Raw genomic sequence first — 26,658 nt, 5'->3', positions numbered from 1 at the left:
ATAAACATGGATCAGCGACATAAACTGGGAGCGCCCGTGACGTCAGCCCCTCTCGCCGCCCGGCTCCGGATCCCCAGCGGCCCGCTGTTCTTCCCCGTCACGGCGTACGGCCCGGACGGCGCGGTCGATCTCGACGCCTGCCGCGCACACGTCCGCCAGGGCGTCGAGGCCGGGGCCGCCGCGGTCTTCGTCTGCTGCGGCACCGGCGAGTTCCACGCGCTCACCCCCGAGGAGTTCCAGAGTTGCGTCCGCGCGGCCGTCACGGAGACGGCCGGCCGGGTGCCGGTGGTGGCCGGCGCGGGCTACGGCACCGCCCTCGCCGTGCGCTACGCGCGTCTCGCCGAGGAGGCCGGCGCCGACGGCCTGCTCGCCATGCCGCCCTACCTGGTGGTCGCGGCCCAGGAAGGCCTGCTGCGCCACTACCGCGAACTCGCCGCGGCGACCTCCCTGCCCGTCGTCGTCTACCAGCGCGACAACGCCGTCCTCACACCCGGCACCGTCGTCGAACTGGCCCGCACCGAGGGCATCGTCGGCCTGAAGGACGGCGTCGGCGACCTCGACCTGATGACCCGGATCGTCAGCGCGGTACGCGGCGAAGTACCGCATGATTTCCTGTACTTCAACGGCCTGCCCACCGCCGAGCTGACCCAGCCCGCCTACCGGGCCGTCGGCGTCCCCCTGTACTCGTCGGCCGTCTTCTGCTTCGCGCCGGAGATCGCCCTCGCGTTCCACCGCGCCCTCGAAGCCGATGACCGCACGACCGTGGACCGGCTGCTCGACGGGTTCTACCGCCCCTTCGTGGAACTCCGCGCCCTCGGACGCGGCTATGCCGTGTCACTGGTGAAGGCCGGGGTACGGCTACGGGGGCTGGACGTGGGAGAGGTACGGCCGCCGCTGCACGAGCCGGCCGAGGAACACGTCAAGCGGCTGGGCCAGTTGATCGAGCGCGGCCACGCGCTGCTGGAAGAGTGCCGGGAGGGCAAGTGAAGGCGTCGACGTTCGTCTACCCGTGGGACGTCAACGGGGACCCCGCCGCCGCGGAACGCATCGCGGGGCTGGGCGTGGGGCAGGTGACGCTCGCCTCCGCGTACCACTCCACGCGCGCGCTCACCCCCCGCCACCCCCGGCAGCGGATCGTCACCGCCGAGCACGCGGCCGTGCTGTACCCGCCGGGCGCGCACTGGGAGGGCCGTACGCTGCGGCCGTACCCGGCGGGGGAGTGGGCACCCGGCGACGCGTTCGGCGAGGCGGCGACCGCGCTCGCGCACGCCGGTCTGGAGGTGCACACCTGGGTCGTCCTCGCGCACAACTCCCGCCTGGGCGCCGAGCATCCCTCGACCTCCGTGGTCAACGCGTACGGGGACCGCTATCCGTGGGCGCCCTGTATCGCGCAGGAGGCGACCCGCGCGTACCTCGTCGACCTGGCCGTGGAGGCGGCGGTCCGCCCGGGGGCGCGCGGCACGGAGCTGGAGTCGCTCGGCTGGTACGGCATCTCCCATCTCCACGCCCACGACAAGACGGCCGGGGTCGGGCTCGGGGACGCCGGGCAGTACCTGATGTCGCTCTGCTTCTGCGCGACCTGCCAGGACGGCTACGCCGGGACCGGTCAGGACCCCGACGAACTGGCGGCGGCCGTCCGTGACGCGCTGGAGCCGCTGTGGCGCGGCGAGACCGTCGACGAGGGCTGGCCGGGCGTGGAGAAACTCCTCGGCGCGGAGCGGGCGACCGCGACCCGGGTGTGGCGCGACGCGATCGCCCGCTCCCTCCAGGAGACGGCCGTCACGGCGGTACGGGCCGCCGCGCCCGCGGGCTTCCAGGTCCTGCTGCACGCCGACCCGGTGACCCACCACTGCGGGGCCAACCCCGGCGTCGACCCCGCGCACATCCTGGGCGTGGCCGACGGCGTCGTCGTCCCGTGCGCGGGCGGCCCCGGCCTGCTGCCCGCCTTCGCGGAGGCCGGCGCCGAAGGCGCTGTCCTGGCCGCCAACTTCGGCATCGTCTCCGGCATGGGCGGCAGCCCCGTGACCCTGGCCGAGGACGCGGGACGCGCGGTGGAACTGGGGGCGACGGAACTCCGCCTGTACCACGCGGGGTTGGCCTCCGACCAGGACCTGACGGCGGTACGGGAGGCGTTGACGGCGGTGGGGTGAGGCGAGAAGGGCGCGGGTGCCACGGCCTTCGGCTCAGCGCAGCACGCGGTACGTCACGTGGGTGACCTGGCTCGCCGCACGCGAGGTCAGCTGGTCCAGCCCCAGCGGGGGGACGCCCTCGAAGAGACGGGTGCCCGTGCCGAGGGTGAAGGGGACGATGTGCAGGCGCAGTTCGTCGATCAGACCGGCGGTGAGGTACTGGTTGACGGTGGTCGCGCCGCCGAGGACGGTGACATCACCGTCGCCGTCCCCGGCTGCCGCGCGGGCCCGTGCCAGGGCGGCGGCGATGCCGTCCGTGACGAGGTGGTACGTGGTGCCGCCGGCCATCGGCCGCGGCTCGCGCGCGTGATGGGCGAGCACGAACACCGGTGCGTGGAACGGCGGTTCGTCGCCCCACCGGCCGTTCCACCGCCGGTCCCACGCGCCGCGCACCGGGCCGAACATATTGCGCCCCATGACGAAGGCCCCGGCGGTGTTCAGGCGCTCGATCTCGGCCCGGTTCTCCTCCGGGGTGTCGAACATCCAGGCGTGCAGCCTGCCGCCCGAACCGTCGCCGCCGTCGTCGCCGAACGGGCGTTCCTCCGTCTGGTGGTGCCCGGCGGAGCAGCCGTCGGCCGAGATCGTGATGTCGCGGATCACTTCGCCCATGCGTCCAGGGTCCCCCACGCGTCAGCGCGTGCGCAGCAGCCGGGCCGCCGTCAGGAGGGACATCGTCCCGGTCGCCGTCAGCGGCAGCGGTAGGGGGACCTGTTCCACCAGGGCCGTGCCTAGGGCCTGTCGTCACCTTCCCGTCGTCGCCCGGAGGGCGGCCTCGCGGCGTCGTGGGGGCCCCTCCCGGTCGAGCGAAGCCGGGACTGGGGGAGCGTGCTCTCGGCGTGCCGGGCCCTGTCCCGCGTACAACCCTGCGAAAGAACGCACAAACCCGGCGCACGCCCCCGCCCGTCTCCGTACGCTCGCGGACATGCCCCTGAGCCTCACCGTCCTCGGCACCGCCTCACCGCATCCCCGTCCGGGCCGGCCGGCCTCCGGGTATCTGCTGCGGGGCGGGGGCGCCGAGATATGGGTGGACGCGGGGTTCGGCACGTTCGCCGAGTTGCAGCAGCACACGGATCCCACCCGGCTCACGGCGATCTGGATCTCGCATCTGCACGCGGACCACAGCGCCGATCTGATCGCCGCGCTGTACGGGTTCGCGTACGGCGGCCTCACTCTGCCCGCGCCGCTGCCCGTCTACGCGCCCCGCGACTGCGCCGCCCGGCTCGCGGGTTGCTTAGGGCGGTCGGACACCACCTTCCTGAACGGCGTCTTCGACTTCCGTCCCCTGTACGACGGCCACTCCGCCCGGCACTGGAACCTCACCCTCACCGCCCGTGCCGTCGTCCACGACGTGGAGTCCTACGGGCTGCGCGCCGAGTGCCAGGGCCGGGTGTTCGCGTACTCCGGGGACAGCGGCCCGTGCGACGCGCTGGGCCGACTGGCGGGCAGCGCCGACCTGTTCCTGTGCGAGGCGGACGTCGACACACATCGCGAAGGCGAACCCCGGGTGCATCTCACACCGGAGGAGGCCGGGACGTACGCCAAGGGCGCCGGCCGGCTGCTGATCACCCATGTGGGGCCCACGCTCACCCCGGAGGGCGCGACCGGACGGGCGGCCGTCGTCTTCGGCGGCCCCACCGACAGCGCACGCGAGGGCGACACCAAGATGGTGTGACGGCGGGCACATCTTCTTTTGACAGAAGCATTGACGAAACACAGAGGCCCTCCTACGTTCAACGCGTCGTACTTCGTACGTCATATATGAGACGCGATACGTGAGATCCCATACGTGAGATCCCATACGTGAGATCCCGCACGCAAGACTTCGAGAGGCGCGCATGACCTCTGTGCCCACGCCGATCCCGTCCCGCACGCAGTTCGTGCTGGAGGGGATCAAGCACCGCATCCTCACCGGGCAGTTGACGCCCGGTCAGGCCCTGGTCGAGACCGAGCTGGCCGCGCAGTTCGGCGTGTCCAAGACGCCCGTGCGCGAGGCGCTGAAGACGCTGGCCGGGACCGGGCTGGTCGTGATGAACCAGTACAAGGGTGTCACGGTGCGCATGGTGGACGCGGACATGGCACGGGAGGTCTACGACGTACGGCTGCTCCTGGAGCCGGAGGCGCTGCGCCGCTCGGTGCGGCGCGAGGTCCCGTGGGACGCCGCGAGCGATGCGCTGACCAGGGCCGACGAGGCCTCGGACACCGCCGAACGGTCGCTGGCCAACCGGGAGTTCCACCGCGCGCTGTACGTACCGTGCGGCAACCCGCTGCTCGGCCGGATGCTCGACGAGGTACGCGACCAGGCCGCGCTGGTCTCGGCCGTCGCCTGGGCCGCCGACCCCTCCTGGGAGCGGGAGGCCGCCGAGCACCGGGAGATCCTGCGGCTCGCCCTCGACGGAGACGCGGACGGCGCCGCCGCCGCCCTGTACGCGCACATCGCCTCGTTCGTCGAACGGGCCTTCCCGGAGGCCCGAGTGGAACAGCAGGCCCAGCGGTCCCAGTAAGCCCCCGAGTCCACGAGGCACGGCGGAGCCGCCCGACGCGGCGGCCCCGCCCGCCCTCCGCAGTCCTCCAAGAACTCCTTGCAGAGGAAGGTCATCCATGAGCAGCGTGACGTTCGAGACCCAACGGACGGCTCTGGCCGACGTGGTGGCGATCCCGGTGACTCCGTTCGCCGAGGACGGCACCGTCGACCAGGGCGCCCACCGGGCCCTGCTGCGTCGGCTGCTCGACGGAGGCGTCACCACCCTCACCCCCAACGGCAACACCGGCGAGTTCTACGCCCTCACCCCCGAGGAGCGCCGGCTCGTCACCGAGCTGACCATGGACGAGGTCGGCGACCGCGCCGTGATCCTGGTCGGCGTCGGGCACGACATCCCGACCGCGATCGCCTCCGCCGAGCACGCCCGCGCGGCCGGGGCGCGGATGGTGATGGTCCATCAGCCGGTCCACCCCTATGTCTCGCAGAGCGGCTGGGTCGACTACCACCGGGCGATCGCGGAGGCCGTGCCCGAGCTGGGCGTCGTGCCCTACATCCGCAACGCCCAGCTCACCGGGGAGCGGCTCGTGGAACTCGCCGACGACTGCCCGAACGTCATCGGGGTCAAGTACGCCGTCCCGGACGCCGCCCGCTTCGCCGCCTTCGCCCGTGACGCCGGCCTGGAGCGCTTCGTCTGGGTCGCCGGGCTCGCCGAGCCGTACGCGCCCTCCTACTTCTCGGCCGGCGCCACCGGCTTCACCTCGGGGCTGGTGAACGTCGCCCCGGCCGTCTCGCTGAACATGATCGAAGCGCTTCGATCGGGGGACTTCCCGGCAGCCATGAAGGTGTGGGAGCAGATCCGCCGCTTCGAGGAGCTGCGCGCCGCCAACGGCTCCGCCAACAACGTCACCGTCGTCAAGGAGGCCCTCGCCTCCCTCGGCCTCTGCCACCGCGACGTCCGGGCCCCCAGCAGGCAGCTTCCCGAGACCGAACGCGCCGAGGTCGCCGCCATAGCCGCCGGATGGTCGATATGAGCAGGCCCGTCGACAGGAAGAAGCCCGAGGATCTCCGCAGCCACCAGTGGTACGGCAGCGGTGTCTCGTCGGGGCTGCGCTCCTTCAGCCACCGGGCCCGCACCCGTCAGCTCGGCTATCTCCCCGAGGAGCATCTCGGCAAGCCGGTCATCGCGATCCTCAACACCTGGTCGGACATCAATCCCTGTCATGTGCACCTCCGGGACCGCGCGCAGGCGGTCAAGCGGGGTGTGTGGCAGGCGGGCGGTTTCCCGCTGGAGTTCCCGGTCTCGACCCTCTCCGAGACCTTCCAGAAGCCGACCCCCATGCTCTACCGCAACATGCTCGCGATGGAGACCGAGGAGCTGCTGCGCTCGTACCCGGTCGACGGGGCCGTCCTGATGGGCGGCTGCGACAAGTCGACCCCGGCGCTGCTGATGGGCGCGGCGAGTGTCGATCTCCCCACCGTCTTCGTGCCCGCCGGGCCGATGCTGCCGGGCCACTGGCGCAACGAGATCCTCGGCTCCGGCACCGACATGTGGAAGTACTGGGACGACAAGCGCGCCGGGCTCATCGGCGACTGCGAGATGACCGAACTGGAGTCCGGTCTCGCTCGTTCGCCGGGCCACTGCATGACGATGGGCACGGCCTCCACGCTCACCGCCGCCGCCGAGGCCCTCGGCGTCACGGTCCCCGGCGCGTCCAGCATCCCGGCCGTCGACTCGGGCCACGACCGCATGGCGGCAGCCGCCGGGCTCCGGATCGTCGAACTGGTCCACCGGGACCGGAAGTTGAGCGACATCCTCACCGCCGACGCATTCGAGGACGCCGTCACCACCGTCCTCGGACTCGGCGGCTCCACCAACGCGGTCATCCATCTCATCGCCATGGCCGGCCGCGCGGGCGTCAAGCTCACCCTGGACGACTTCGACCGCATCGCCCGTACGGTCCCGGTGCTGGCCAACGTCCGGCCCGGCGGTCAGCGGTACCTGATGGAGGACTTCCACTTCGCGGGCGGCCTCCCCGGCTTCCTCTCCCGGATCACCGACCTGCTCCACCTGGACCGGCCGACCGTCTCGCACGACACGATGCGTGAGCAGCTCGACGGGGCGCAGGTGCACAACGACGACGTGATCCGGACCCGGGACAACCCGGTCGCCACCGAGGGCGGGGTCGCCGTGCTGCGCGGCAACCTCTGCCCGGACGGCGCGGTCATCAAGCACATCTCCGCCGAGCCCCACCTGCTCGAACACACCGGCCCGGCGGTCGTCTTCGACGACTACCGGACCATGCAGCGGACCATCAACGACCCGTCCCTCGGCATCACCGCCGACACCGTCCTGGTGCTGCGCAACTCCGGGCCCAAGGGCGGACCGGGTATGCCCGAGTACGGGATGCTGCCCATCCCCGACCATCTGCTGAAGCAGGGCGTACGGGACATGGTGCGGATCTCCGACGCCCGGATGAGCGGCACGAGTTACGGCGCCTGCGCCCTGCACGTGGCACCGGAGTCGTACATCGGCGGACCTCTCGCCCTGGTCCGCACCGGTGACTCGATCACCCTGGACGTCGAGGCACGCACGCTCCGACTCAACGTGGACGACGAGGAGTTGGAGCGCCGCCGCGCCGACTGGACCCCACCGCCCACCCGCTACGAACGCGGCTACGGCGCCCTCTACAACGACCAGATCACCCAGGCGGACACCGGCTGCGACTTCGAGTTCCTGGCCAGACCGGGCAAGGTCCCGGACCCGTACGCGGGCTGAGCGCCCCGTAAGGGGCGCGGGGAACTGCGCGACAAGCCCCCACGCCCGCACCCGCCAACGCACCCCAAGACGCACCCCGTACCGCGAAACCAGACACACCCCTGCACATCGAGAAAGCGCTTCCTGCAAGACAAGGCAAGTCAAGACAACGCACGACAACACACGACAAGGCAACACAACGCACCACGACGTACCCAGAAACGGAGCCCCAGTCATGGCCCAAGCCGCAGCCGTGGCGAAACCGCCCGCGCCACCCCGGCGGAGCCGTGCGCGGAGCCGTGCGCGCCGTACCTCGGCGACCCCGCGCAGGCTGCCGTACCTGCTGATCGCCCCGGCCGCCCTGCTCATGCTGGGCTTCATCGCCTACCCGGTCATCAGCGTCTTCTACTACAGCCTGCAGCACTACAACCCCACCAAACCCTGGCGGAACGGCTTCGCCGGCTTCGACAACTTCGTCCACGCCTTCACCGAGGACCCCATCTTCTGGGACACCCTCGTCTTCAGCGCCAAGTGGGTGATCGTCGAGGTCTCGCTGCAACTGCTGTTCGGTCTGGCGCTCGCGCTGATCGTCAACCAGACGTTCGTCGGCCGGTCCCTCGGCCGCGCGCTGGTCTTCTCGCCCTGGGCCGTCTCCGGCGTCCTGACCTCCGCGATCTGGGTGCTCCTCTACAACTCCCAGACAGGCATCACCCGTTACCTCGCGGACATGGGCATCGGCGAGTACGGCACCAGCTGGCTCTCCGACACCTCCACCGTCTTCTCGGCGGCGATCGTCGCCGACCTGTGGCGCGGTGTCCCCTTCTTCGCCATCCTCATCCTCGCCGACCTCCAGTCCATCTCGAAGGACCTGTACGAGGCCGCCGAGGTCGACGGCGCCAGCCGCGTCCGGCAGTTCCTGCACATCACGCTGCCGCACCTGAAGGACGCGATCATCCTCTCCACGCTGCTGCGGGCCGTGTGGGAGTTCAACAACGTCGACCTCCTCTACACCCTGACCGGCGGCGGCCCTGCGGGGGAGACCACGACGCTCCCCCTCTACATCGCCAACACCTCCGTCGACGCCCACAACTTCGGCTACGCGTCCGCCCTGACCACGGTCGCGTTCGTGATCCTGCTCTTCTGCTCGATGGTCTATCTGCGGCTGAGCAAGTTCGGAGGCGAGTCCAAGTGATCACCCAGGACGCCGAGAAGGTCGCCCCCGTGCGGCCCGCGCCCGTGGCCGAGGAGCCCCCGCGGCGACCGGGCAAGGTCCGCCGCGCCTGGGACGAGGTCCCGCGCCGGCACATCTACCTGCCCCTGTCGATCTATCTGGTCTTCACCCTCGTCCCCTTCTACTGGATCCTGCTCTTCGCGCTCCGCAAGCCCGGCTCGACCTCGCTCGTGCCCTGGCCCATGACCTTCGAGCACTTCGAGAAGGTGTGGAACGAGCGCAGCTTCGGGGTCTACTTCCAGAACAGCGTGCTCGTCGGAGTCGTCACCCTGCTGATGACCACGCTCGTCGCCCTGGCCGGCGGCTACGCCCTCGCCCGCTTCGACTTCAAGATCAAGCGCGGGTTCATGCTGGCGCTGCTCTGCTCCCAGTTCGTGCCGGGCGCGCTGCTCCTGGTCCCGCTGTTCCAGATCTTCGCCGAGCTGCGGATGATCAACTCGCTGGGCAGTGTCATCCTCGCCGAGACGGTCTTCCAGCTGCCGCTGTCGATCATCCTGATCAGCAACTTCATCAAGAACGTGCCGTACTCGCTGGAGGAAGCGGCCTGGGTGGACGGCTGCAACCGGTTCACCGCGTTCCGGGTGGTCGTGCTGCCGCTGCTGCGGCCCGGTCTGATCGCCGTCGGCTCCTTCGCCTTCGTGCACTCCTGGAACCACTTCCTGTTCGCCCTGATGTTCCTCAGCAACCAGGACAAGCAGACCATCCCGGTCGGCCTCAACACCCTGCTCAGCGCGGACAGCGTCGACCTGGGCGCGCTGGCGGCCGGCGGCATCATCGCCGCCGTCCCGGTGGTCATCGTCTTCGCCTTCATCCAGAAGTGGCTGATCACCGGCTTCAGTGCGGGGGCGGTGAAGGGATGAGAAGACTCCAACCGGCGCTCGCGCTGGGGCTGTTGGGCGCCCTGCTCAGCACCCCGGCCGACGCCGGGACCCGTGACATCAGCCGGGACACGCTCGCGACGGACGACGGCTGGGCGGCGGCCGACGGTGGTACCACGGGGGGTTCCACCGCCGACGACGCCCATGTCCTCACCGTACGCACCCGCGGCGAGCTGGTCCGCGCGCTCGACGGCGGCAGCGCCACCCCGAAGATCATCCGGATCGCGGGGACCATCGACGCCAACACGTCCGACGACGGCGACAGGCTCGACTGCGCCGACTACGCGACCGACGGCTACGACCTCAAGGCGTACCTGGCCGCCTACGACCCGCGCACCTGGGGCTCCGCCAAGCCCAGCGGCCCCCAGGAGGAGGCCCGCCAGGCGTCGGCGGCCCGCCAGGCCGAGCGGATCGAACTGCCGGTCGGCTCCAACACCACCATCGTCGGCCTTGAGGATGCCGTCCTCAAGGGCGCCAGCCTCCAGCTCAAGGGCGTCGACAACGTCATCGTCCGCAACCTCGAACTCCGCGACGCCTACGACTGCTTCCCCGTCTGGCAGCCCAACACCGGTGGCCTCGGCGACTGGAAGACGGCGTACGACAACATCTGGGTGCGCGGCGCCAGTCACGTCTGGATCGACCACGTCACCCTCTCCGACAAGGGCCACCCGGACGCGGACGAGCCGACCCACTTCGGCCGCAACCACCTCCGCCACGACGGTCTGCTCGACATCACCAACGCCGCCGACCTGGTCACCGTCTCCTGGTCCCGCTTCCTCGACCACGACAAGGGCATCCTGATCGGCAACGGGGACACCGCCACCGGTGACCGGGGCAAGCTGCGGGTGACGCTGCACCACAACCAGTTCGAGAACGTGGTGCAGCGCGCGCCGCGCGTCCGCTTCGGGCAGGTGCACCTCTACAACAACCGGTACGTCGTCCCGGCCGACGCCCACGACCACCGGTACTCCCTCGGTGTCTCCACCGAGTCGGCGGTGTACGCGGAGAACAACGCGTTCACCACGCCCGGCCATGTCGAGGTCGCCGACCTGGTGAAGAGCTGGAACGGCACCGCGCTGCACCAGACGGGCACCCTCTTCAACGGCTATCCGATGGATCTGCTCGCCATTCACAACGCCTACAACTCCGGCAGTGAGCGTGACCTCACGGCCGACGTGGGCTGGACGCCTACCCTGCACCAAAAGATCGACAGCGCCGGGAAGGCCGACCGAGAGGTGGCACGCGGCGCGGGCGCAGGGAGGATCCGATGAACACCGCCAAGCACGAGACCACCGCCAAGCACGAGACCACCGCCAAGCACGAGACCACCGCCACGCACAGCACCCCTGTCGACACTCCGCTTCCGCTCGTCCTCGCGGGCGCCCGGGGCCACGGCCGCTGGCATCTGGAGAACATCCGGCGGCTGGCGGACAAGGGGATCGTCCGGCTCGCCGGGATCTGCGAGCTGACCCCGCTGGGCGCGGACGAGATCCCGGACGGCCTCGGCACACCCGAGCAGTCCGCCGACTTCGGGGCACTCCTCGACTCGACGGGCGCCGCGATCGCGGTCATCTGCACCCCGATCCCCACCCACACCGACCTCGCGCTGACGGCGGCCGAGCGGGGCGTCCACGTCCTGCTGGAGAAGCCGCCGGCCCCGTCGTACGCGGAGTTCCGCCGGATGGCCGACGGGGTCGCGGCGGCCGGGACGGTCTGTCAGATCGGCTTCCAGTCGCTGGGCTCGCACGCCGTTCCCGCGATCCGGAAGATGGTCGCGGAGGGGCTGATCGGTGAGGTCACCGGTATCGGCGGCGCCGGGGCCTGGGCCCGCGCCGAGGCGTACTACCGGCGTGCGCCCTGGGCGGGCAAGCGCCGCCTGAACGGCGTGGACGTGATCGACGGGGTGCTCACCAACCCCCTCGCGCACGCCGTCGCCACCGGGCTGGCGCTCGCCGACGCGGGCCGCGCCGAGGACGTCGCCGGCATCGAGACCGAACTGCTGCGCGCCAACGACATCGAGTCCGACGACACCTCCTGCGTCCGTGTCACCACCGCCGACGGCGGCCGGATCACCGTCGCCGTCACCCTGTGCGCCGAGCACCCGGGCGAGCCGTACAACGTCGTGCACGGCACCAGCGGCCGGATCACCTACTGGTACAAGCAGGACCGCGTGCTCGTCCAGCGGGCCGGACACGGTCCCGAGGAGATCGAGTACGGCCGCACAGACCTGTTGGAGAACCTCGTCGACCACCTCGTCGACGGCACCGACCTGCTGGTCCCGCCGGACGTGACCGGCGCGTTCATGAAGGTCGTCGAGGCGATCCGCACCGCCCCCGACCCGGTCGCGCTCCCGACCGAGGCCTGGCACCACCTGCCCGAGGAGGACCGCCGGATCGTCGACGGCATCGACTCCCTGGTCACGGCCGCCGCCGACACCCTCGCCCTCTACTCCGAGCTGGGCGCCCCCTGGGCGCTCCCCGATGCCCCAGCGAAAGAGGTGAGCACGTGACGATGACCGACGAGTCCCTCGTCCTGCGCGTGGCGGGCCGTCCGGTGGGCCGCTATCTCACCCGGCCCGAACTGCCGGTCCGGCTCTCCCCGCGCCCCTGTCTCCACCCCGTCACCACCCTGTCCGGTACGGCGGTCACCGAACTGAGCCCCGCCGACCACCTCCACCACCTCGGCGTCGGTGTCGCCGTTCCCGATGTCGAGGGGCACAACTTCTGGGGCGGGCGTACCCACGTCCGCGATCAGGGCCCGACCGAGCTGGACAACCACGGCTCCCAGCGCCACACCGCCTTCCAACTGCGCGACCCCGACGGCTTCGTCGAGGAACTGCGCTGGGTGGCGTCCGGCACCGAGTTACTGCGCGAGCGCCGTACCGTCGCGGCCACCGAACTCACCGACACCGCTTGGGCGTTGGACTTCACCTTCTCCCTCACCAACATCACCCGTGCCCCGGTGTCGATCGGCAGCCCCGCCACCAACGGCCGCCCCGGCGCCGCGTACGGCGGTTTCTTCTGGCGGGCCCGCAAGGAGGCCGCGGCACCCCGGGTCTTCACCGCCGACGCGGAGGGCGAGGCCGAGGTCCACGGCCGCCCCGCCGACTGGCTCGCGCTGGCCGGCGGCACCTGGACACTCGTCTTCGCCGGGGCCACGCAGACCACCCGCCGCGACCCGTGGTTCGTCCGCGCCGACGAGTACCCGGGCGTCGGCTCCTCCCTCGCCGCCACGGACCGCCTCCCGGTCGAGCCGGGCGGAACCGTCGTACGCCGGGTCGTCACCGTCGTCGCCGACGGCACCCTCGACCGGGGCGAGGCGGCGGCACTCGTACGGAAGGCGGTGAGCCCGTGACCACCTCGGTGAGCGCGCCCGCCTTCTCCGCCGACCGGGGCGACGGCACGTACCGCAATCCGATCCTCGACGCCGACTGGTCCGACCCCGATGTCCTGCGCGTGGGCGACGACTTCTACCTGACCGCCTCCAGCTTCGGCCGGGCCCCGGGCCTTCCCCTCCTCCACTCCCGGGACCTGGTCAACTGGACACTCGTCGGCCACGCCCTCCCACTCCTCGAACCGGCCGCCGAGTTCAGGGTCCCGCGCCACGACTGCGGGGTGTGGGCGCCCTCGCTCCGCCACTTCGACGACCGGTTCTGGATCTTCTGGGGCGACCCCGACCACGGGATCTACCAGATCAACTCCCCGCAGATCAGGGGCCCTTGGACCCGCCCGTACCTGGTCGAGGCGGGCAAGGGACTCATCGACCCCTGCCCGCTGTGGGACGAGGAGACCGGTGAGGCGTACCTCGTGCACGCCTGGGCCAAGTCCCGCTCCGGCGTCAAGAACCGGCTCACCGGGCACCGGATGCGGCCCGACGGCACCGGACTGCTGGACGAGGGCAAGGTCGTCGTGGACGCGGACCGGCTCCCCGGCTGGTTCACCCTGGAGGGGCCCAAGCTCTACCGCCACGACGGCTGGTACTGGATCTTCGCCCCCGCCGGGGGAGTGGAGACCGGCTGGCAGGGCGTCTTCCGCTCCCGCGAGTTCTTCGGCCCGTACGAGGAGCGGATCGTCCTGGAGCAGAAGGACACCGACGTCAACGGGCCGCACCAGGGCGGCTGGGTGCGCACGGCGGCCGGCGAGGACTGGTTCGTGCACTTCCAGCAGCGCGGCGCGTACGGCAGGGTCGTCCATCTCCAGCCGATGCGGTGGGGCGACGGAGGAGGCTGGCCGGTGCTCGGGGACGAGGGCGCCCCCGTGACCGTCCACCGCAAGCCGGAGCTGCCGCCGCAGCCGCCGGCCGCGCCCGCCACCGACGACGATTTCCCCGGCGGCCGGTTCGGACGCCAGTGGCAGTGGACCGCCAACCCGCAGAACGGCTGGGCCACCCAGCACTCCGGGGACGGGCTGCGGCTCACCTGCGTACGCTCCGTGCACGCGCACGACCTGCGGAAACTGGCGAATGTGCTCACCCAGCGGCTGCCGGGGACCCCGGCCGTGATCGAGGTGGAGCTGGCTCTCGGCAGCGAGGATCCGGGGGCGCGGGCCGGGCTCGCCGTGCTCGGGGACGCGTTCCGCTGGATCGGGCTCCAGCGGGGTGCCGACGGGACCGCGCACCTCGTCCACCGGTTCGCCGAGACGGTCGCCGACCGGGAACGGGACGCCGACCATCCGCGCCCGGCGCCCGGCGGGCGGGCCCGGCTGCGGATCGAGACCTCGACCGGGGCGCGCTGCCGCTTCTCCTACGACGTGGGGGAGGGGTGGGAGCCCTCGGGACAGGTCTTCGCCGCCACCCCCTGGCGCTGGGTCGGCGCCCTGCTCGGCCTCTTCGCGGTCGCGCCCACCGGTGGCGGACACGCCGGGGCGGCCATGTTCACGCGATTCCGCATCACTCGCTCGTAGCCCGACCCATAGCTCTACGCACGTCATTCGAACGAACGGCTGTTGGGAGCCGCATTGACTTCCTCCCCAGCTCTACGGGTGGGGGGTTCCAGCGGTCGCCCGCTGGGTTTCCTGCTTCGCCGACGATCGCCCCGTCCGGGAGGACTCCCGTTGAGGTCTTACACCGTCTCCACAGGCAGACGCCGCCAGCCCGGCGGCCAGGATGTTGCGTGCCGCGTTCGCGTCGCGGTCATGCACCGCGCCGCACTCGCACGTCCAGGTTCGGACGTTCAGCGGCAGCTTCGCCGTGATCGTGCCACAGGCCCCGCACAGTTTGGAGCTGGGGAAGAAGCGGTCGATCACGACGAGTTCGCGCCCGTACCAGGCGCACTTGTACTCCAGCATCGAGCGGAGGTCCGTCCACGCCGCGTCCGAGATGGCGCGCGCGAGCTTGCCGTTCTTCAGCAGGTTGCGGACGGTGAGGTCCTCGATCACGAGCGTTTGGTTCTCACGGACGAGCCGAGTGGTGAGTTTGCGCAGGAAGTCCCGGCGCCGGTCGGCGATCCGGGCATGCACCTTGGCCACCTTCCCCCGGGCCTCCTCCCGGTTGTGGGAACCCTTCACCTTCCGCGACAGTTCTCGCCGCGCGCGGGCGAGGCGAGCGCGGTCACGGCGCTCGTGCCGGGGATTGGTGATCTTCTCCCCGGTGGACAGGGTCGCGAGGGAGGTGATTCCTGCGTCCGGACCGACTGCCAGGTCCGAGGCGGGCGCGGGGGCAACGGTGTCCTCGCACAGCATCGAGACGAACCAACGTCCGGCGCTGTCGCGGGACACGGTCACCGTCGAGGGCTCTGCTCCTTCCGGGAGCGGACGCGACCAGCGGATCCGCAGCGGAGCGACCATCTTCGCCAGCGTCAGGCGCCCGTCGCGCCAAGTGAAGGCACTGCGGGTGTACTCGGCCGACGCACGGGACTTCTTCCGGCTCTTGAAGCGTGGGTACTGGGCGCGCTTGGCGAAGAAGTTCCCGAACGCCGCCTGGAGATGGCGCAGTGCCTGCTGGAGCGGGACGGAGGAGACCTCGGTGAGGAAGGCGAGTTCCTCGGTCTTCTTCCACGCCGTCAGTGCGGCGGACGACTGCACGTAAGAGACGCGGCGCTGCTCCCCGTACCAGGCACGCGCGCGCTCCTCCAGCGCCTTGTTGTACCCGAGGCGGACACCGCCGAACGTGCGGGACAGCTCAGCTGCCTGCTCGTCCGTGGGGTGAAAGCGGTACCTGAAAGCCCGCCTGACCTGCTGCGTCATGCCTCACGCGTTATCAGATTCCGTGTGAAGTGCAGGTCGGCCGCCGCGGTCGTTGCGGCCAGTCCGGTCCGCTCCGTGGCACAAGAGACCCCCACAACTTCATAACCCTCGTATCCAGAAGAGAGAGCCGTTCAATGAAGATCAGCAATCGCAGAAGCAGGCGTGCCGCCGTGGCCGTCGCCCTGGGTTCCGTCCTCGCACTGACCGCCACCGCCTGCGGTGACGACGGCAGCGGCACGGGCGGCGACAAGGGCTCCGAAGGAAGCGGCAAGGGCAAGGTCCTCTTCTGGGACAACAACGGCGGTGTCCGCACCGACATCTGGAAGGAGATCATCACCGACTTCGAGAAGGCCAACCCGGACATCGAGGTCGAGTACGTCGGGATCGCCGCCACCGAGTACCAGTCCAAGGTCGACACCTCCATCCAGGGCGGCGGTCTCCCGGACGTCGGCGGTGTCGGCGCGGCCATGGCCGCCGGGTTCGCCGCGCAGGGCGCGCTGGAGCCGCTGGACGACCGGCTCGCCAAGTCCTCCCTCAGCGGCAAGCTCAACGAGTCGATGGTGGAGTCCCTGAAGTCGGCCGGCGGCGGCGAGGCCCTGTACTCGATCCCGACCTCCGCCAACAACGGTGTCCTCTACTACCGCACCGACCTGTTCAAGGCGGCGGGCCTCGCGGACCCGACCGACTGGGACAAGTTCTACGCGGCGGCCGAGAAGCTCACCGACAAGGACAAGAACGCGTTCGGCTACACCATCCGCGGCGGCGCCGGGTCCATCGCGCAGGCGCTGGACGCGATGTACGGGCAGTCGGGGATCACCTCGTTCTGGGACGCGAGCGGGGAGAAGACCACCGTCAACGACCCGAAGAACATCGCGGCCCTGGAGAAGTACGTCGGCCTGTACAAGAAGGTCACGCCCGCGGCAGACCTCAACAACGACTTCACCAAGATGGTCGCGCAGTTCGACTCCGGCACGATCGGGATGCTGAACCACAACCTGGGGTCGTACCAGGACCATGTGAAGGCGTTCGGCGCCGACAGGTTCCGGGGCATCCCGCAGCCGACCGGGCCCGGCGGCAAGCGGGTCCAGGTGTCCAACCCGGTCGACGGGCTCGGCATGTTCAAGAGCTCGAAGAACAAGGAAGCCGCCTGGAAGTTCATCGAGTTCGCGACCTCGCACGAGGAGAACTCCAAGTTCAACAAGTCCGCCGGGCAGGTGCCGTCGAACAACGACGCCGCGAAGGACACGTGGATCTCCGATGCCGAGCCGACGAAGCTGGCCGCCGCCGCGCTGACCGACGGGTCGACCACGATCGTGCAGTTGCCGTACTACCTGCCGGACTGGAACACGATCTCGAAGGCCGACAACGAGCCGGGGTTCCAGAAGGTGATGGATGGTCAGAGCAGTGCGAAGGAGTTCTTGGACACGCTGGCCGACCAGTTGAACAAGGCTCAGGCCGAATGGAGCGAGCAGAAGGGCTAGTAGCTCGGTCCGGATCGTTCGTGGCCGGCTGCGCGTTTGATGTGGCTGGTCGCGCCCACGCGGCGGAGCCGCATATGTCACAGTCCCGCGCCCCTAAGAGCTGGGGCGCGGGGCCCTCCTGGGAAGGCACCCGCACGTGTCACTCACTCGTAGACAAGTCGCCAGTGCGGCTCTCGCCGCCGTTCCGCTCGGGGCCGCCGCCACCGGGACCGCCTCCGCCGCGCCGGCGCGGCGGGAGCGGACGGTCTTCATCGCCGGTGATTCCACCGCCGCGCAGAAGTACGCCGACGCCGCGCCCGAGACCGGGTGGGGCATGGCACTCCCGTTCTTCCTCCGGGCGGGGCTGAAGGTCTCCAACCACGCGGTGAACGGCCGTAGTTCGAAGAGTTTCATCGACGAGGGGCGGCTCGCTGTCGTTCTTGAGGCGATCAGGCCCGGGGACTTCCTGATCGTCCAGTTCGGGCACAACGACTCCAAGGTCGCCGATCCCACGCGGTACACCGAGCCGTGGACGACGTACCAGGACCATCTGCGCCAGTACATCGACGGCGCGCGGGCGCGGGGCGCCCGGCCCGTCCTCGCCACCTCCGTCGAGCGCAGAAAGTTCGACGCGAGCGGCAACGCCGTGCCGACCCATGGCGACTATCCGGCAGCGGCGATCGCTCTCGCCGCGGAGGAGGGTGTCGCGCTTCTCGACATCCAGGCGCTGTCGATCGCGTTGTGGCAGCGGCTCGGGGTCGAGGAGACCAAGAAGTACTTCAACTGGACCGCCACCGAGCAGGACAACACGCACTTCAATCCGCCGGGGGCGATCGCCGTGGCCCGGCTGGTCGCGGATGAGTTGCTGCGGCACCGGGTGCTTTCCCTGCGGGACGTCCGGCGTCTGGGTGAGGAGATCCCGGACTCCTGGATCACCTGGCCCCAGGCGTAGTCGCCCTTCGCGCGGTTCCCCGCGCCCCCGAGAAAAGACCTCCCTCCCCCTTTGCTTTGAAAGGAACCGTATTCATGCGTCCTCATATCTGGCATGCCCATGCCGCAGCGGCTCTCGTCGGCTGCACCGCGCTCGTGCTCGGTGCCGCCGGGACCGGTGTCGCCCAGTCCCAGGGGCGGGACCTCGGCCGGCAGGTCCTCGGCGCCGGTGACGGCTGGGGTTCGGCGGTGGGCGGGACCACCGGCGGTTCGGCCGCCGACGCCTCGCACGTCTACACCGTCACCACCTGGGCCGAGTTCAAGGCCGCGCTGAGAGCCGGCGGTGACGCGCCGAAGATCATCAAGGTGAAGGGGATGATCGACGCCGTCTCCGAGGGGTGCGAGTCCTTCGTCACGGGCGGCTACGACCTCCAGCAGTACCTCAAGGACTACGACCCGGCCGTCTACGGCAACGACCAGGTCGCCAAGGGCCCCCAGGAGGACGCGCGGGTCGCGTCCATGGCGAACCAGGACTCGGCGATCAAGGCCGCCGTCCCGTCCAACACCACCATCGTCGGCGTCGGCAAGAACTCCGGCATCCTCGGCGGCAGCCTCCAGATCAAGGCCGTCTCCAACGTCATCATGCGCAACCTCACCATCGAGGCGCCGCTCGACTGCTTCCCCAAGTGGGACCCGACGGACGACAACAACACCGGCAACTGGAACTCCGAGTACGACGCCGTGGTCGTCTACGGCACCGACCACGTCTGGCTGGACCACAACACGTTCACCGACGGCCGCTACCCCGACAGTGAGCGGCCGAGCTACTTCGGCAAGGTCTTCCAGCAGCACGACGGCCTCACGGACATCGTGCGCGGCTCCAACTACGTGACCGTCTCCTGGAACCGCTTCCAGAACCACGACAAGAACATGCTGATCGGCAACGGCGACGGCCACGTGGCCGACGACACCGGCAAGCTCAAGGTCACCCTGCACCACAACCGCTTCGACGGGATCCTCCAGCGCTCCCCGCGCGTGCGGTTCGGACAGGTCGACGTCTACAACAACCACTACGTGGTGGCCGAGGAGCAGAAGCACGACTACCACCTCTTCGGCGTCGGCTTCCGCTCGCAGCTGCACGCCAGCGACAACGCGATCTCCCTGCCCGCGGGCGCGAGCGTCGGCAAGACCCTGAAGAAGTGGAACGAGTCCCCGCTCACCGCCGAGAACAACTACGTCAACGGCAGGCTGACGGACCTCATCGCCGTCCACAACGCGGAGATCCCCGCGGAGATCCTCCAGTCCGGCGCCGGGTGGACACCGACCCTGCGGACCGAGGTCGACTCGCCGCGCGCGGTACCGGGCATCGTCGCGGGCGGCGCGGGCGCCGGAAAGGTCTGCTGATGACGGAACGTCATGCAGGCGTGTCCAGAAGGGCGTTCGTCGTCACCGCAGTCGGCGCCGGGGCCGCGCTCACGCTCGGGGCCGCGCCCCACGCCCGAGCCGCCCACGGCCGCCGGGTCTTCGGCCGGTACGGTTCGCCCTCCGCCCGCCTCACCGCCCGGACTCTGTACGTGCACGCCGGCGGCGCCGGTGACTTCACCACCGTCCAGGCCGCCGTCACCGCCGCGAGCGGCAGCGGCTACACCCTGGTCCTCGCCCCGGGCGTGTACCGGGAGACGGTCGCCGTCACGGCCGCCCGTACGGAGATGACCTGGATCGGTGCCTCGGGCGACCCGCGCGATGTCGTGGTCGTCTACGACAACGCCGCCGGGACGCCGAAGCCCGGCGGCGGCACCTACGGCACCACCGGATCGGCCACGACCCTCGTCCAGGCCGACGGGTTCACCGCGCGCGACCTCACCTTCGCCAACGACTGGCTGCGCGCCGACCACCCGGAGATCAGCGGCACCCAGGCCGTCGCCATCAAGGTGCAGGGCGACCGGTCGGCGTTCGTGCGATGCCGGTTCCTCGGGCATCAGGACACCCTGTACGCCGACTCGATGGCGCTCGGCACCTTCGCCCGGCAGTACTTCCGGGACTGCTACGCCGAGGGGGACGTGGACTTCGTCTTCGGGCGGGCCACGGCCGTGTTCGAGCGCTGCCGCTTCCACACCCTGACCAGGACCGATCTGGCGTCGGCCCCGTACGGGTTCGTCTTCGCGCCCTCCACGGCCGGCGCCAACCCGCGTGGCTATCTGGTCACCGGCGGCCGGATCACCAGCGGGGCCCCGGACGGCCACTACAAGCTGGCCCGCCCCTGGGTGCCCAGCTCCGACACCACCGCCCGGCCCATGCTCACCGTGCGCGAGACCCGCCTCGGTGCCGGGATCGACGCGGTGGCGCCGTACACCAATATGTCCTCGGGCTTCCCCTGGCAGGACCAGCGCTTCGCCGAGTACCGGAACACCGGGCCCGGCGCCGTCGTCTCCGTCCCCGAGAACCGGCCCCAACTCACGGCCGCGCAAGCCGCGTCGGCCACCCGTGAGGCGTATCTCGGCGACTGGACCCCGTGGGAGAGGTGCTGAGATGCGGCGGCGCACACTGCTGACCGGGATCGCCGGAGCCGCCGGTGGCCTGGCCGGCGTCGGCCCGGCCCCGGCGTTCGCCCACGAGCGCACCCGCCGGATTCTGCACGTCCGGCCCGGCGGGTCCCTCCAGGCCGCCGTGAACGCCGCCACCGGCCCCGGGTGGACGATCGTCGTCCACCCGGGGACGTACCGGCAGGTCGTCAACATCCCTGCGGACAAAGGGGAGTTGACCCTGCGTGGCGCGTCCCGCGACCCGCGCGCCGCCGTCGTCGTCTTCGACCGTGCCAACGGCACCCCGAGGCCCGAGGGCGGCACCTACGGCACCGCGGGCTCCGCCACCTTCACCTCGGCGGCGCCCGGCCTGACCGTACGCGACCTGACCCTCGCCAACGACTGGCTGCGCGCCGACCACCCCGACTGGACGGGGACACAGGCGGTCGCCGCGTACGTCACCGGGGACCGGTCGCACTTCGAGAACGTCCGCTTCCTCGCCCACCAGGACACGCTGTTCGCGGACACCACCGCGCTCGACGCCTTCGACCGGCAGTACTACCGCCACTGCCACATCGAGGGCGATGTGGACTTCGTGTTCGGGCGGGCGAGGGCCGTCTTCGACTCCTGTCACTTCCGCACCCTCCAGCGGGAGGTGACCTTCACCCCCAAGGGCATGGTCTTCGCCCCCGCGACCGCCCGCGCCAACCCCTACGGCTTCCTCGCGCTGCGCGGTCGGATCACCTCCGGTGCCGAGGACGCCGCGTACAAGATCGCCCGGCCCTGGGTGCCCTCGTACGAGACGACCGCCTGGCCCTCGCTGGTCGTGCGGGACACCTGGATCGGGCCCGGGATCGACGCGGTCACCCCGTACACCAACATGCGCGAGATCTACCCCTGGCAGACCATGCGCTTCCGCGAGTACGCCAACTCCGGTCCGGGCGCGGTGATCCCGGTGCCGGAGAACCGGCCCCGGCTGACCGCCGCCGAGGCGCGGGCGCACACACGGCGGACGTATCTCGGGGACTGGAGGCCCTGTGACCGCCGGTGACCCGGTGCCGGTGGGGCGGAGGGCCTTCGTGGTGGGCACGGGAGCGGCGGCCCTCTTCGGCGGCGCCACCGCCGGGTCCGCCGAGGCGGCGCCGCCCCTGCCCCGGCCTTGACCGGCACCCTCCCCGACTTCCACCCCCTCCTCAAGGACGAGCTGCGCTTCCCGCTCGCCTGGGGCACCTCGCCCATCCGGGACTTCCGCACCTGGCGGCGGACGGCGAGGGCGAAGGTCGAGGAGCACCTGTTCGTCGGCCGGGACGACACCCCGTACGACCCCGAGTTCGGCGAGCGAAGCACCGAAGGGGACGGCTGCACACGGGAGTCGGTCACCTTCTCCCTCACCCGGTACGGCCGTGTCCGGGGCGCCCTGCTCACCCCGCACGGCACCGGACCGTTCCCGGCCGTGCTCCTGCTGCACGATCACGGCGCCAGGTTCGACATCGGGAAGGAGAAGCTGGTCCGGCCCTGGTCCGACGAGAGTCGGCTGCCCTCGGCGCAGGCCTGGGCGGACCGGTACTTCAGCGGGCGGTTCGTCGGTGACGAACTGGCCCGGCGGGGACATGTCGTCCTCGCCGTGGACGCGCTCGGCTGGGGCGACCGGGGCCCGATCACCTACGAGGAGCAGCAGGCCCTCGCGAGCAACCTCTACCACCTGGGCTCGTCGCTCGCCGGGCTCATGGCCAGGGAGGACGTGCGCGCGGCGGGCTTCCTGGCGGGGCTCGACCGGGTGGACCGGCGCCGGGTCGCCGCCCTCGGCTTCTCGATGGGCGCGTTCCGGGCCTGGCAGACGGCCGCGCTCAGCGACGACATCGCCGCCACCGTCAGCGTCGGCTGGATGACCGGCCTCAAGGAGGTCCTGGTCCCCGGCAACAACATCCTGCGCGGCCAGTCCGCGTTCCACATGCTCCACCCCGGGCTCGCCCGGTACCTGGACTTCCCCGACGTGGCGGGCATCGGCGCCCCCAAGTCGATGCTGTTCCAGAACGGCGGACTCGATCCGCTGTTCCCCGCCGACGGCGTCCGCGTGGCCCACGACAAGCTGCGCGCCGTCTGGCGTTCGCGTCACGCCGAGGAGCGGCTGCGGCTGAGGACCTGGCCCGAGCTGGGCCATGTGTTCACCGCGCCGATGCAGGACGAGGCCTTCGACTGGCTCGCCTCGGTCCTGTGAATCCCCTCCCACCCGCACGGGAAAGGAACCGCTCCCCATGTCCCTTCCGTCTCGTCGCACCGCTCTCGTCCTGAGCACGGCCCTGGCGCTCGGCACCGGCCTGGCCGTCCTCCCCACCCAGGCACACGCGGCCACCGTGGTCGTCAGCAACTCCACCGACCTGTCCAACGCCGTCAAGAACGCCGTCGCCGGCACCACCATCCAGGTGCGCGCCGGCACGTACTACCCGACGGCCACCCTCCAGTCGACGGCCAACGGCACCTCGTCCAGCCGGATACACCTCCAGCCGTACGGCTCGGAGACCGTGAAGATCGACGGCTCGAACCTCCCCGACGGCGACTGGATCTTCAAGCTGACCGCCGACTACTGGACCGTCTCCGGGATCACCTTCCAGAACTCCCCGGACAGCGCGGTCGTCTGCCAGTCCTGCGCCTCCACGGTCTGGGACAACATCAAGACCATCAACGGCGGCGACTCCGGCTTCACGCTCACCGGCGACAGCACCACCAACAACCTGGTCCGCGACATCGACTCCTACGGCCACTACGACCCGGCCAACCACGGTGAGAACGCCGACGGCGTCGCCGTGAAGTTCGGCTCGGGCAGCGGCAACCTGATCACCGGGGCCCGTCTCTACAACAACTCGGACGACGGCCTGGACTTCTGGTCCTTCTCCTCGCCCGTCACCGTCGAGCACACCTGGGCGATGGGCAACGGCAGGAACCGCTGGTCGGACTCCGCGTTCGCGGGCGACGGCAACGGCTACAAGCTCGGCGGCGACGGCGAGACCGTGGCCCATGCCATCAACAACTCGGCCGCCTGGGACAACGCGGGCAACGGCTTCACCGAGAACAGCAACAAGGGCGCCATCGTCCTCAACCGCACCACCGCCTACGCCAACGCCAAGTGGGGCTACTACTTCGCCACCGGCGCGGCCCGCCTCGGCAAGAACCTGGCGGTGAGCAACAGCGGCGGCTCCGTCAACAAGGGCTCGTCGGTCGTCTCGTCCGGCAACAACTGGGACTCGGGCATCGCGACCCCGGCCTTCCGCTCCACCAACGCCTCGACGACGTTCAACGCCCGCTCGTCGAGCGGCACGCTGCCCGCGACCACCTTCCTGACCACGGGCAGCACGACCATCGGCGCGACGATGGACTGAGCGGCGACGGACTGAGCGGTGACCGGCCGATCCCCTAGGAGAACGCGGCCAGCAGGCGGTCGTACTCCTTCTTCGTCACCGGCATGACCGTGCCGTGCCTCGGGCTCGTGGGCAGTTCGTAGTTCTCGGACGGTGTCCACCGGCCCGAGGCGAGGTCGGTCGTCTCGAACGGGAGGTAACCCCGGCCGCCGTACTCGTCGATGAAGAGGTACCACTTCTCCTCGGTGTTCGACTTGAAGACGGTCGGGCCCTCGCCCCGGCTCATCGCGCCGCTGCCGATGCAGTCCGAGACGAAGTCGTACGACGTGTCCGTGAGCGTCCGCGACCGCTCACCGGTGATGAACTTCGCGCACGGGCTGGAGGAGTTCGGGTCGCGCTCGTCCTTGGTGTAGCGGTAGTACGTGCCCCGGTGCTCGACGACCGTCGAGTCGATGACCGAGTAGCCGGGGTCGTTCCACACCTTCGGCGCGCTGAACGTACGGAAGTCCTTCGTCGTCGCGTACATCATCTTGTTGTACGTGGAACCGGTGTGCTCCGGGTCGTCGTCCGCGTAGAGTTTCGACGCCCAGAAGACGACGAACCTGCCGAGCCTGCTGTCCCAATAGGCCTCCGGCGCCCAGGTGTTGCCCGCGTTGTCCGGGGACACCTTCACCAGGCGCTGATCGGTCCAGTGGACCAGGTCCCGGGACTCCCAGATCATGATCGACTTGCTGCCGTGCCGCTGAACGTAGTCCCAACTGCCGCTGCTGCTGCGGTACATGCGCAGGTCGGTCGCGATCATGTAGAACTTGTCGCCCTTGGGGGAGCGGATCACGAACGGGTCGCGCAGGCCCTTCTCACCGATGGTGGAGGTGAGGACGGGCGCGCCCGCGTTCAGCTCCCGCCAGTGCAGGGCGTCGTTGCCCTCGCTGAGCGCGTAGCGGATCTGCTCGCCGTCGGCGGTGCCCTCTCCGGTGAAGTAGGCGAAGAGATAACCCGCGTACTTCGCGGGCTTCTTCGCCTGCTGCGCCTGTCCCGATCCGGACTGCGCCGGGGTCGGCGGTGCGGCCAGGAGCCCGAGGAGAAGGGCCAGAAGGGGGAGCAGGATCGTACGGGCGGTACGGCTCATGACACATCCTGTGGGAGTCTGGTGGATTCTGTTGGGCGGGCTGTCCTCGGAGTGTTGCCAGTGGGGTTGAGCCCGTCAATCGGTGTGCGTGTGAAGACTCCGAGCGAAACTTTCGAGCGTTTTCGCGGGGTCGCGGCAACCCTTTCGCGGCGGGTGGCGACCAGTGATCAGAAGCGGGCCGGGGCGGCCCCTCCGGTCCGCTTCGTCCTCTCCTCCGCCAGGGCCTGTCGTCACGTTCCCGTCCCCGAGAAAGGAACCCCCTGTGCGTCAGAGCAGCAGCGGGCGCCACCGAAGAACCCGCACCCTGTCGATCGCCGCCGCCGTGTCCGTCGCCGCCGGGGCGGGCGGCGTCTTCCTCGGCCTCGCGCACGACGGGGCCCAGGCCGCCGCCACCACGGTCACCGTCTCCAGCACCGCGTCCCTGGAGTCGGCCGTCGCGAAGGCCGTCGCCGGTACGACGATCCAGGTGCGCGGCGGCACCTACCGGCCGACCAGGACCCTGAAGTCCACCGCTGACGGCACCGCCTCGGCCCGGATCACGCTCACCGCGTACGGCAGCGAGAAGGTGAGGATCGACGGGTCCGCACTGCCCGCCGGGTCCTGGCTCGCCGGGATCTACGGCGACTACTGGACCGTCTCCGGCCTCACCTTCCAGAACTCCCCGGCCCAGGGCTTCGTCGCCACCTCCTCGGTCGGCGGTGTCTTCCAGAACCTGGTCACCGCGGACAACGGCGACTCCGGGTTCACCCTGCGCGGCGACGGCACGACGGACAACCTCGTGCGGAACCTGGACAGCCACGGCAACTACGACGCCGCGAACCACGGTCGGAACGCCGACGGCATCGCCGTGAAGTTCGGCTCCGGCACCGGCAACAGGATCACGGGCGCCCGTCTGTACGACAACGCGGACGACGGGCTCGACCTCTGGCAGTTCTCCTCGTCCGTCACCATCGACCACTCCTGGGCCTTCGGCAACGGCAAGAACCGCTGGAACGACTCCGCTTTCGAGGGCAACGGCAACGGGTTCAAGCTGGGCGGGGGAGGCGTCTCGGTCGCGCACCTGGTCAACAACAACGAGGCCTGGGACAACACGCTGCACGGGTTCACCGAGAACTCCAACACCGGCGCGATCCTGCTGAACCGCAACACCGCGTACGCCAACAAGGAGAACGGCTTCTACTTCGCGACCGGCAAGGCCCGGCTCGCCCGCAATCTTGCCGTGGGCAACGGGACCGCCAAGGCGAAGCTGGGGCGCTCCACGGTGTCGGCCGCCAACAACTGGGACAGCGGGGTGACTTCGCCGTCCTTCCGGTCGACGGACGCGTCCACTGCGTACGGCGCCCGCGGGTCGGACGGCTCGCTGCCGGCCACCACGTTCCTGACGACGGGCTCCACCGCCATCGGCGCGACGATGAACTGACCCACGAGCAGGGTGATGACGTAGGACAGGGCGAGAAGGCGCCCCCCACCGGTCGTCACCGGCGGGGGGCGTTTCTCGTGCCGACCCCGAGGGGGGCTCCGGTCGGCACCTGCTACCGGCCGAGGGG

General features: G+C 70.4%; 21 protein-coding genes and 2 pseudogenes. 20 read left to right on the top strand and 3 right to left on the bottom strand.

What is annotated here, in order from left to right:
- Positions 1-6 precede the first annotated feature (6 nt).
- Together F9278_RS09525 and F9278_RS09520 are read left to right on the top strand one after the other, a co-directional pair.
- Complete coding sequence (locus tag F9278_RS09525) at positions 7-987, top strand: 5-dehydro-4-deoxyglucarate dehydratase (RefSeq protein ID WP_152167914.1); 981 nt, start codon at positions 7-9, stop codon at positions 985-987.
- A complete protein-coding gene (locus F9278_RS09520; protein WP_152167913.1) occupies positions 984-2,150 on the top strand; it encodes a hypothetical protein in 1,167 nt (388 codons plus the stop codon). The genes F9278_RS09525 and F9278_RS09520 overlap by 4 nt, the downstream gene beginning before the upstream one ends.
- A gap of 33 nt (positions 2,151-2,183) precedes the next feature.
- On the opposite strand, the gene F9278_RS09515 is transcribed toward F9278_RS09520, so the two are convergent.
- Complete coding sequence (locus F9278_RS09515) at positions 2,184-2,798, bottom strand: dihydrofolate reductase family protein (RefSeq protein WP_152167912.1); 615 nt, start codon at positions 2,796-2,798, stop codon at positions 2,184-2,186.
- A gap of 313 nt (positions 2,799-3,111) precedes the next feature.
- Here F9278_RS09515 and F9278_RS09510 point away from each other — a divergent pair, with 313 nt between their 5' ends.
- From F9278_RS09510 to F9278_RS09465, 10 genes are all read left to right on the top strand, one after another.
- Complete coding sequence (locus tag F9278_RS09510) at positions 3,112-3,861, top strand: MBL fold metallo-hydrolase (RefSeq protein ID WP_152167911.1); 750 nt, start codon at positions 3,112-3,114, stop codon at positions 3,859-3,861.
- A gap of 163 nt (positions 3,862-4,024) precedes the next feature.
- The gene (locus F9278_RS09505) at positions 4,025-4,690 is read left to right on the top strand and encodes a GntR family transcriptional regulator (RefSeq protein WP_152167910.1); all 666 of its coding nucleotides are present in this window, start codon (positions 4,025-4,027) and stop codon (positions 4,688-4,690) included.
- A gap of 97 nt (positions 4,691-4,787) precedes the next feature.
- On the top strand, positions 4,788-5,699 hold the full coding sequence (locus tag F9278_RS09500; RefSeq protein WP_152167909.1) for a dihydrodipicolinate synthase family protein: 912 nt from the start codon (positions 4,788-4,790) through the stop codon (positions 5,697-5,699).
- Entirely contained in the window at positions 5,696-7,444 is a 1,749-nt protein-coding gene (araD, locus tag F9278_RS09495; protein WP_152167908.1) for an L-arabinonate dehydratase, read from the top strand. The genes F9278_RS09500 and araD overlap by 4 nt, the downstream gene beginning before the upstream one ends.
- Before the next feature lie 214 nt (positions 7,445-7,658).
- The gene (locus tag F9278_RS09490; protein WP_152167907.1) at positions 7,659-8,615 is read left to right on the top strand and encodes a carbohydrate ABC transporter permease; all 957 of its coding nucleotides are present in this window, start codon (positions 7,659-7,661) and stop codon (positions 8,613-8,615) included.
- The gene (locus F9278_RS09485) at positions 8,612-9,514 is read left to right on the top strand and encodes a carbohydrate ABC transporter permease (RefSeq protein WP_152167906.1); all 903 of its coding nucleotides are present in this window, start codon (positions 8,612-8,614) and stop codon (positions 9,512-9,514) included. The genes F9278_RS09490 and F9278_RS09485 overlap by 4 nt, the downstream gene beginning before the upstream one ends.
- A complete protein-coding gene (locus F9278_RS09480; RefSeq protein ID WP_152167905.1) occupies positions 9,511-10,803 on the top strand; it encodes a pectate lyase family protein in 1,293 nt (430 codons plus the stop codon). Before F9278_RS09485 ends, F9278_RS09480 begins: the two co-directional genes overlap by 4 nt.
- Positions 10,800-12,041, top strand: a complete 1,242-nt coding sequence (locus F9278_RS09475) for a Gfo/Idh/MocA family protein (protein ID WP_226966681.1) — start codon at positions 10,800-10,802, stop codon at positions 12,039-12,041. Before F9278_RS09480 ends, F9278_RS09475 begins: the two co-directional genes overlap by 4 nt.
- A gap of 2 nt (positions 12,042-12,043) precedes the next feature.
- Complete coding sequence (locus F9278_RS09470) at positions 12,044-12,886, top strand: DUF6807 domain-containing protein (protein ID WP_152167904.1); 843 nt, start codon at positions 12,044-12,046, stop codon at positions 12,884-12,886.
- Complete coding sequence (locus tag F9278_RS09465; protein ID WP_226966680.1) at positions 12,883-14,433, top strand: glycoside hydrolase family 43 protein; 1,551 nt, start codon at positions 12,883-12,885, stop codon at positions 14,431-14,433. Before F9278_RS09470 ends, F9278_RS09465 begins: the two co-directional genes overlap by 4 nt.
- 72 nt (positions 14,434-14,505) lie before the next feature.
- Here the strand turns inward: F9278_RS09465 and F9278_RS09460 are convergent, their stop codons facing one another.
- On the bottom strand, positions 14,506-15,714 hold the full coding sequence (locus F9278_RS09460; RefSeq protein ID WP_152167903.1) for an RNA-guided endonuclease InsQ/TnpB family protein: 1,209 nt from the start codon (positions 15,712-15,714) through the stop codon (positions 14,506-14,508).
- Positions 15,715-15,848: 134 nt separating this feature from the next.
- On the opposite strand from F9278_RS09460, the gene F9278_RS09455 reads away from it, so the two are divergent.
- The 7 genes and pseudogenes from F9278_RS09455 to F9278_RS09425 all read left to right on the top strand — a co-directional run bounded on the left by F9278_RS09455 (position 15,849) and on the right by F9278_RS09425 (position 24,003).
- The gene (locus F9278_RS09455) at positions 15,849-17,195 is read left to right on the top strand and encodes an ABC transporter substrate-binding protein (protein WP_152167902.1); all 1,347 of its coding nucleotides are present in this window, start codon (positions 15,849-15,851) and stop codon (positions 17,193-17,195) included.
- 136 nt (positions 17,196-17,331) lie between these two features.
- A complete protein-coding gene (locus tag F9278_RS09450) occupies positions 17,332-18,126 on the top strand; it encodes a rhamnogalacturonan acetylesterase (protein ID WP_152167901.1) in 795 nt (264 codons plus the stop codon).
- A 74-nt stretch (positions 18,127-18,200) separates the two neighbouring features.
- Positions 18,201-19,508 carry a pectate lyase family protein gene (locus F9278_RS09445; RefSeq protein ID WP_152167900.1) on the top strand — a complete coding sequence of 436 codons (1,308 nt, stop codon included), beginning with the start codon at positions 18,201-18,203 and terminating at the stop codon, positions 19,506-19,508.
- Positions 19,508-20,632 carry a pectinesterase family protein gene (locus tag F9278_RS09440; protein WP_152167899.1) on the top strand — a complete coding sequence of 375 codons (1,125 nt, stop codon included), beginning with the start codon at positions 19,508-19,510 and terminating at the stop codon, positions 20,630-20,632. Before F9278_RS09445 ends, F9278_RS09440 begins: the two co-directional genes overlap by 1 nt.
- A gap of 1 nt (position 20,633) precedes the next feature.
- Positions 20,634-21,677: a pectinesterase family protein gene (locus tag F9278_RS09435; RefSeq protein ID WP_152167898.1), complete on the top strand. Its 1,044-nt coding sequence runs from the start codon at positions 20,634-20,636 to the stop codon at positions 21,675-21,677.
- A pseudogene (locus F9278_RS09430) lies at positions 21,664-22,844 on the top strand (dienelactone hydrolase family protein). The gene F9278_RS09435 and the pseudogene F9278_RS09430 overlap by 14 nt, the downstream one beginning before the upstream one ends.
- Before the next feature lie 37 nt (positions 22,845-22,881).
- Complete coding sequence (locus tag F9278_RS09425) at positions 22,882-24,003, top strand: right-handed parallel beta-helix repeat-containing protein (RefSeq protein WP_152167897.1); 1,122 nt, start codon at positions 22,882-22,884, stop codon at positions 24,001-24,003.
- Between the two features lie 40 nt (positions 24,004-24,043).
- On the opposite strand, the pseudogene F9278_RS09420 reads toward F9278_RS09425, so the two are convergent.
- A pseudogene (locus F9278_RS09420) lies at positions 24,044-25,111 on the bottom strand (glycoside hydrolase family 43 protein); the annotation flags it as partial.
- 262 nt (positions 25,112-25,373) lie between these two features.
- Between F9278_RS09420 and F9278_RS09415 the strand changes: the two are divergent.
- The gene (locus F9278_RS09415; RefSeq protein WP_152167896.1) at positions 25,374-26,531 is read left to right on the top strand and encodes a right-handed parallel beta-helix repeat-containing protein; all 1,158 of its coding nucleotides are present in this window, start codon (positions 25,374-25,376) and stop codon (positions 26,529-26,531) included.
- Positions 26,532-26,658 lie beyond the last annotated feature (127 nt).

It is taken from the genome of Streptomyces phaeolivaceus, from assembly GCF_009184865.1.
In the GTDB taxonomy this organism is placed as follows: domain Bacteria; phylum Actinomycetota; class Actinomycetes; order Streptomycetales; family Streptomycetaceae; genus Streptomyces; species Streptomyces phaeolivaceus.
The sequence above is the reverse complement of the archived record's forward strand: the minus strand, read 5'-3'. Positions and strand labels throughout refer to the sequence as shown.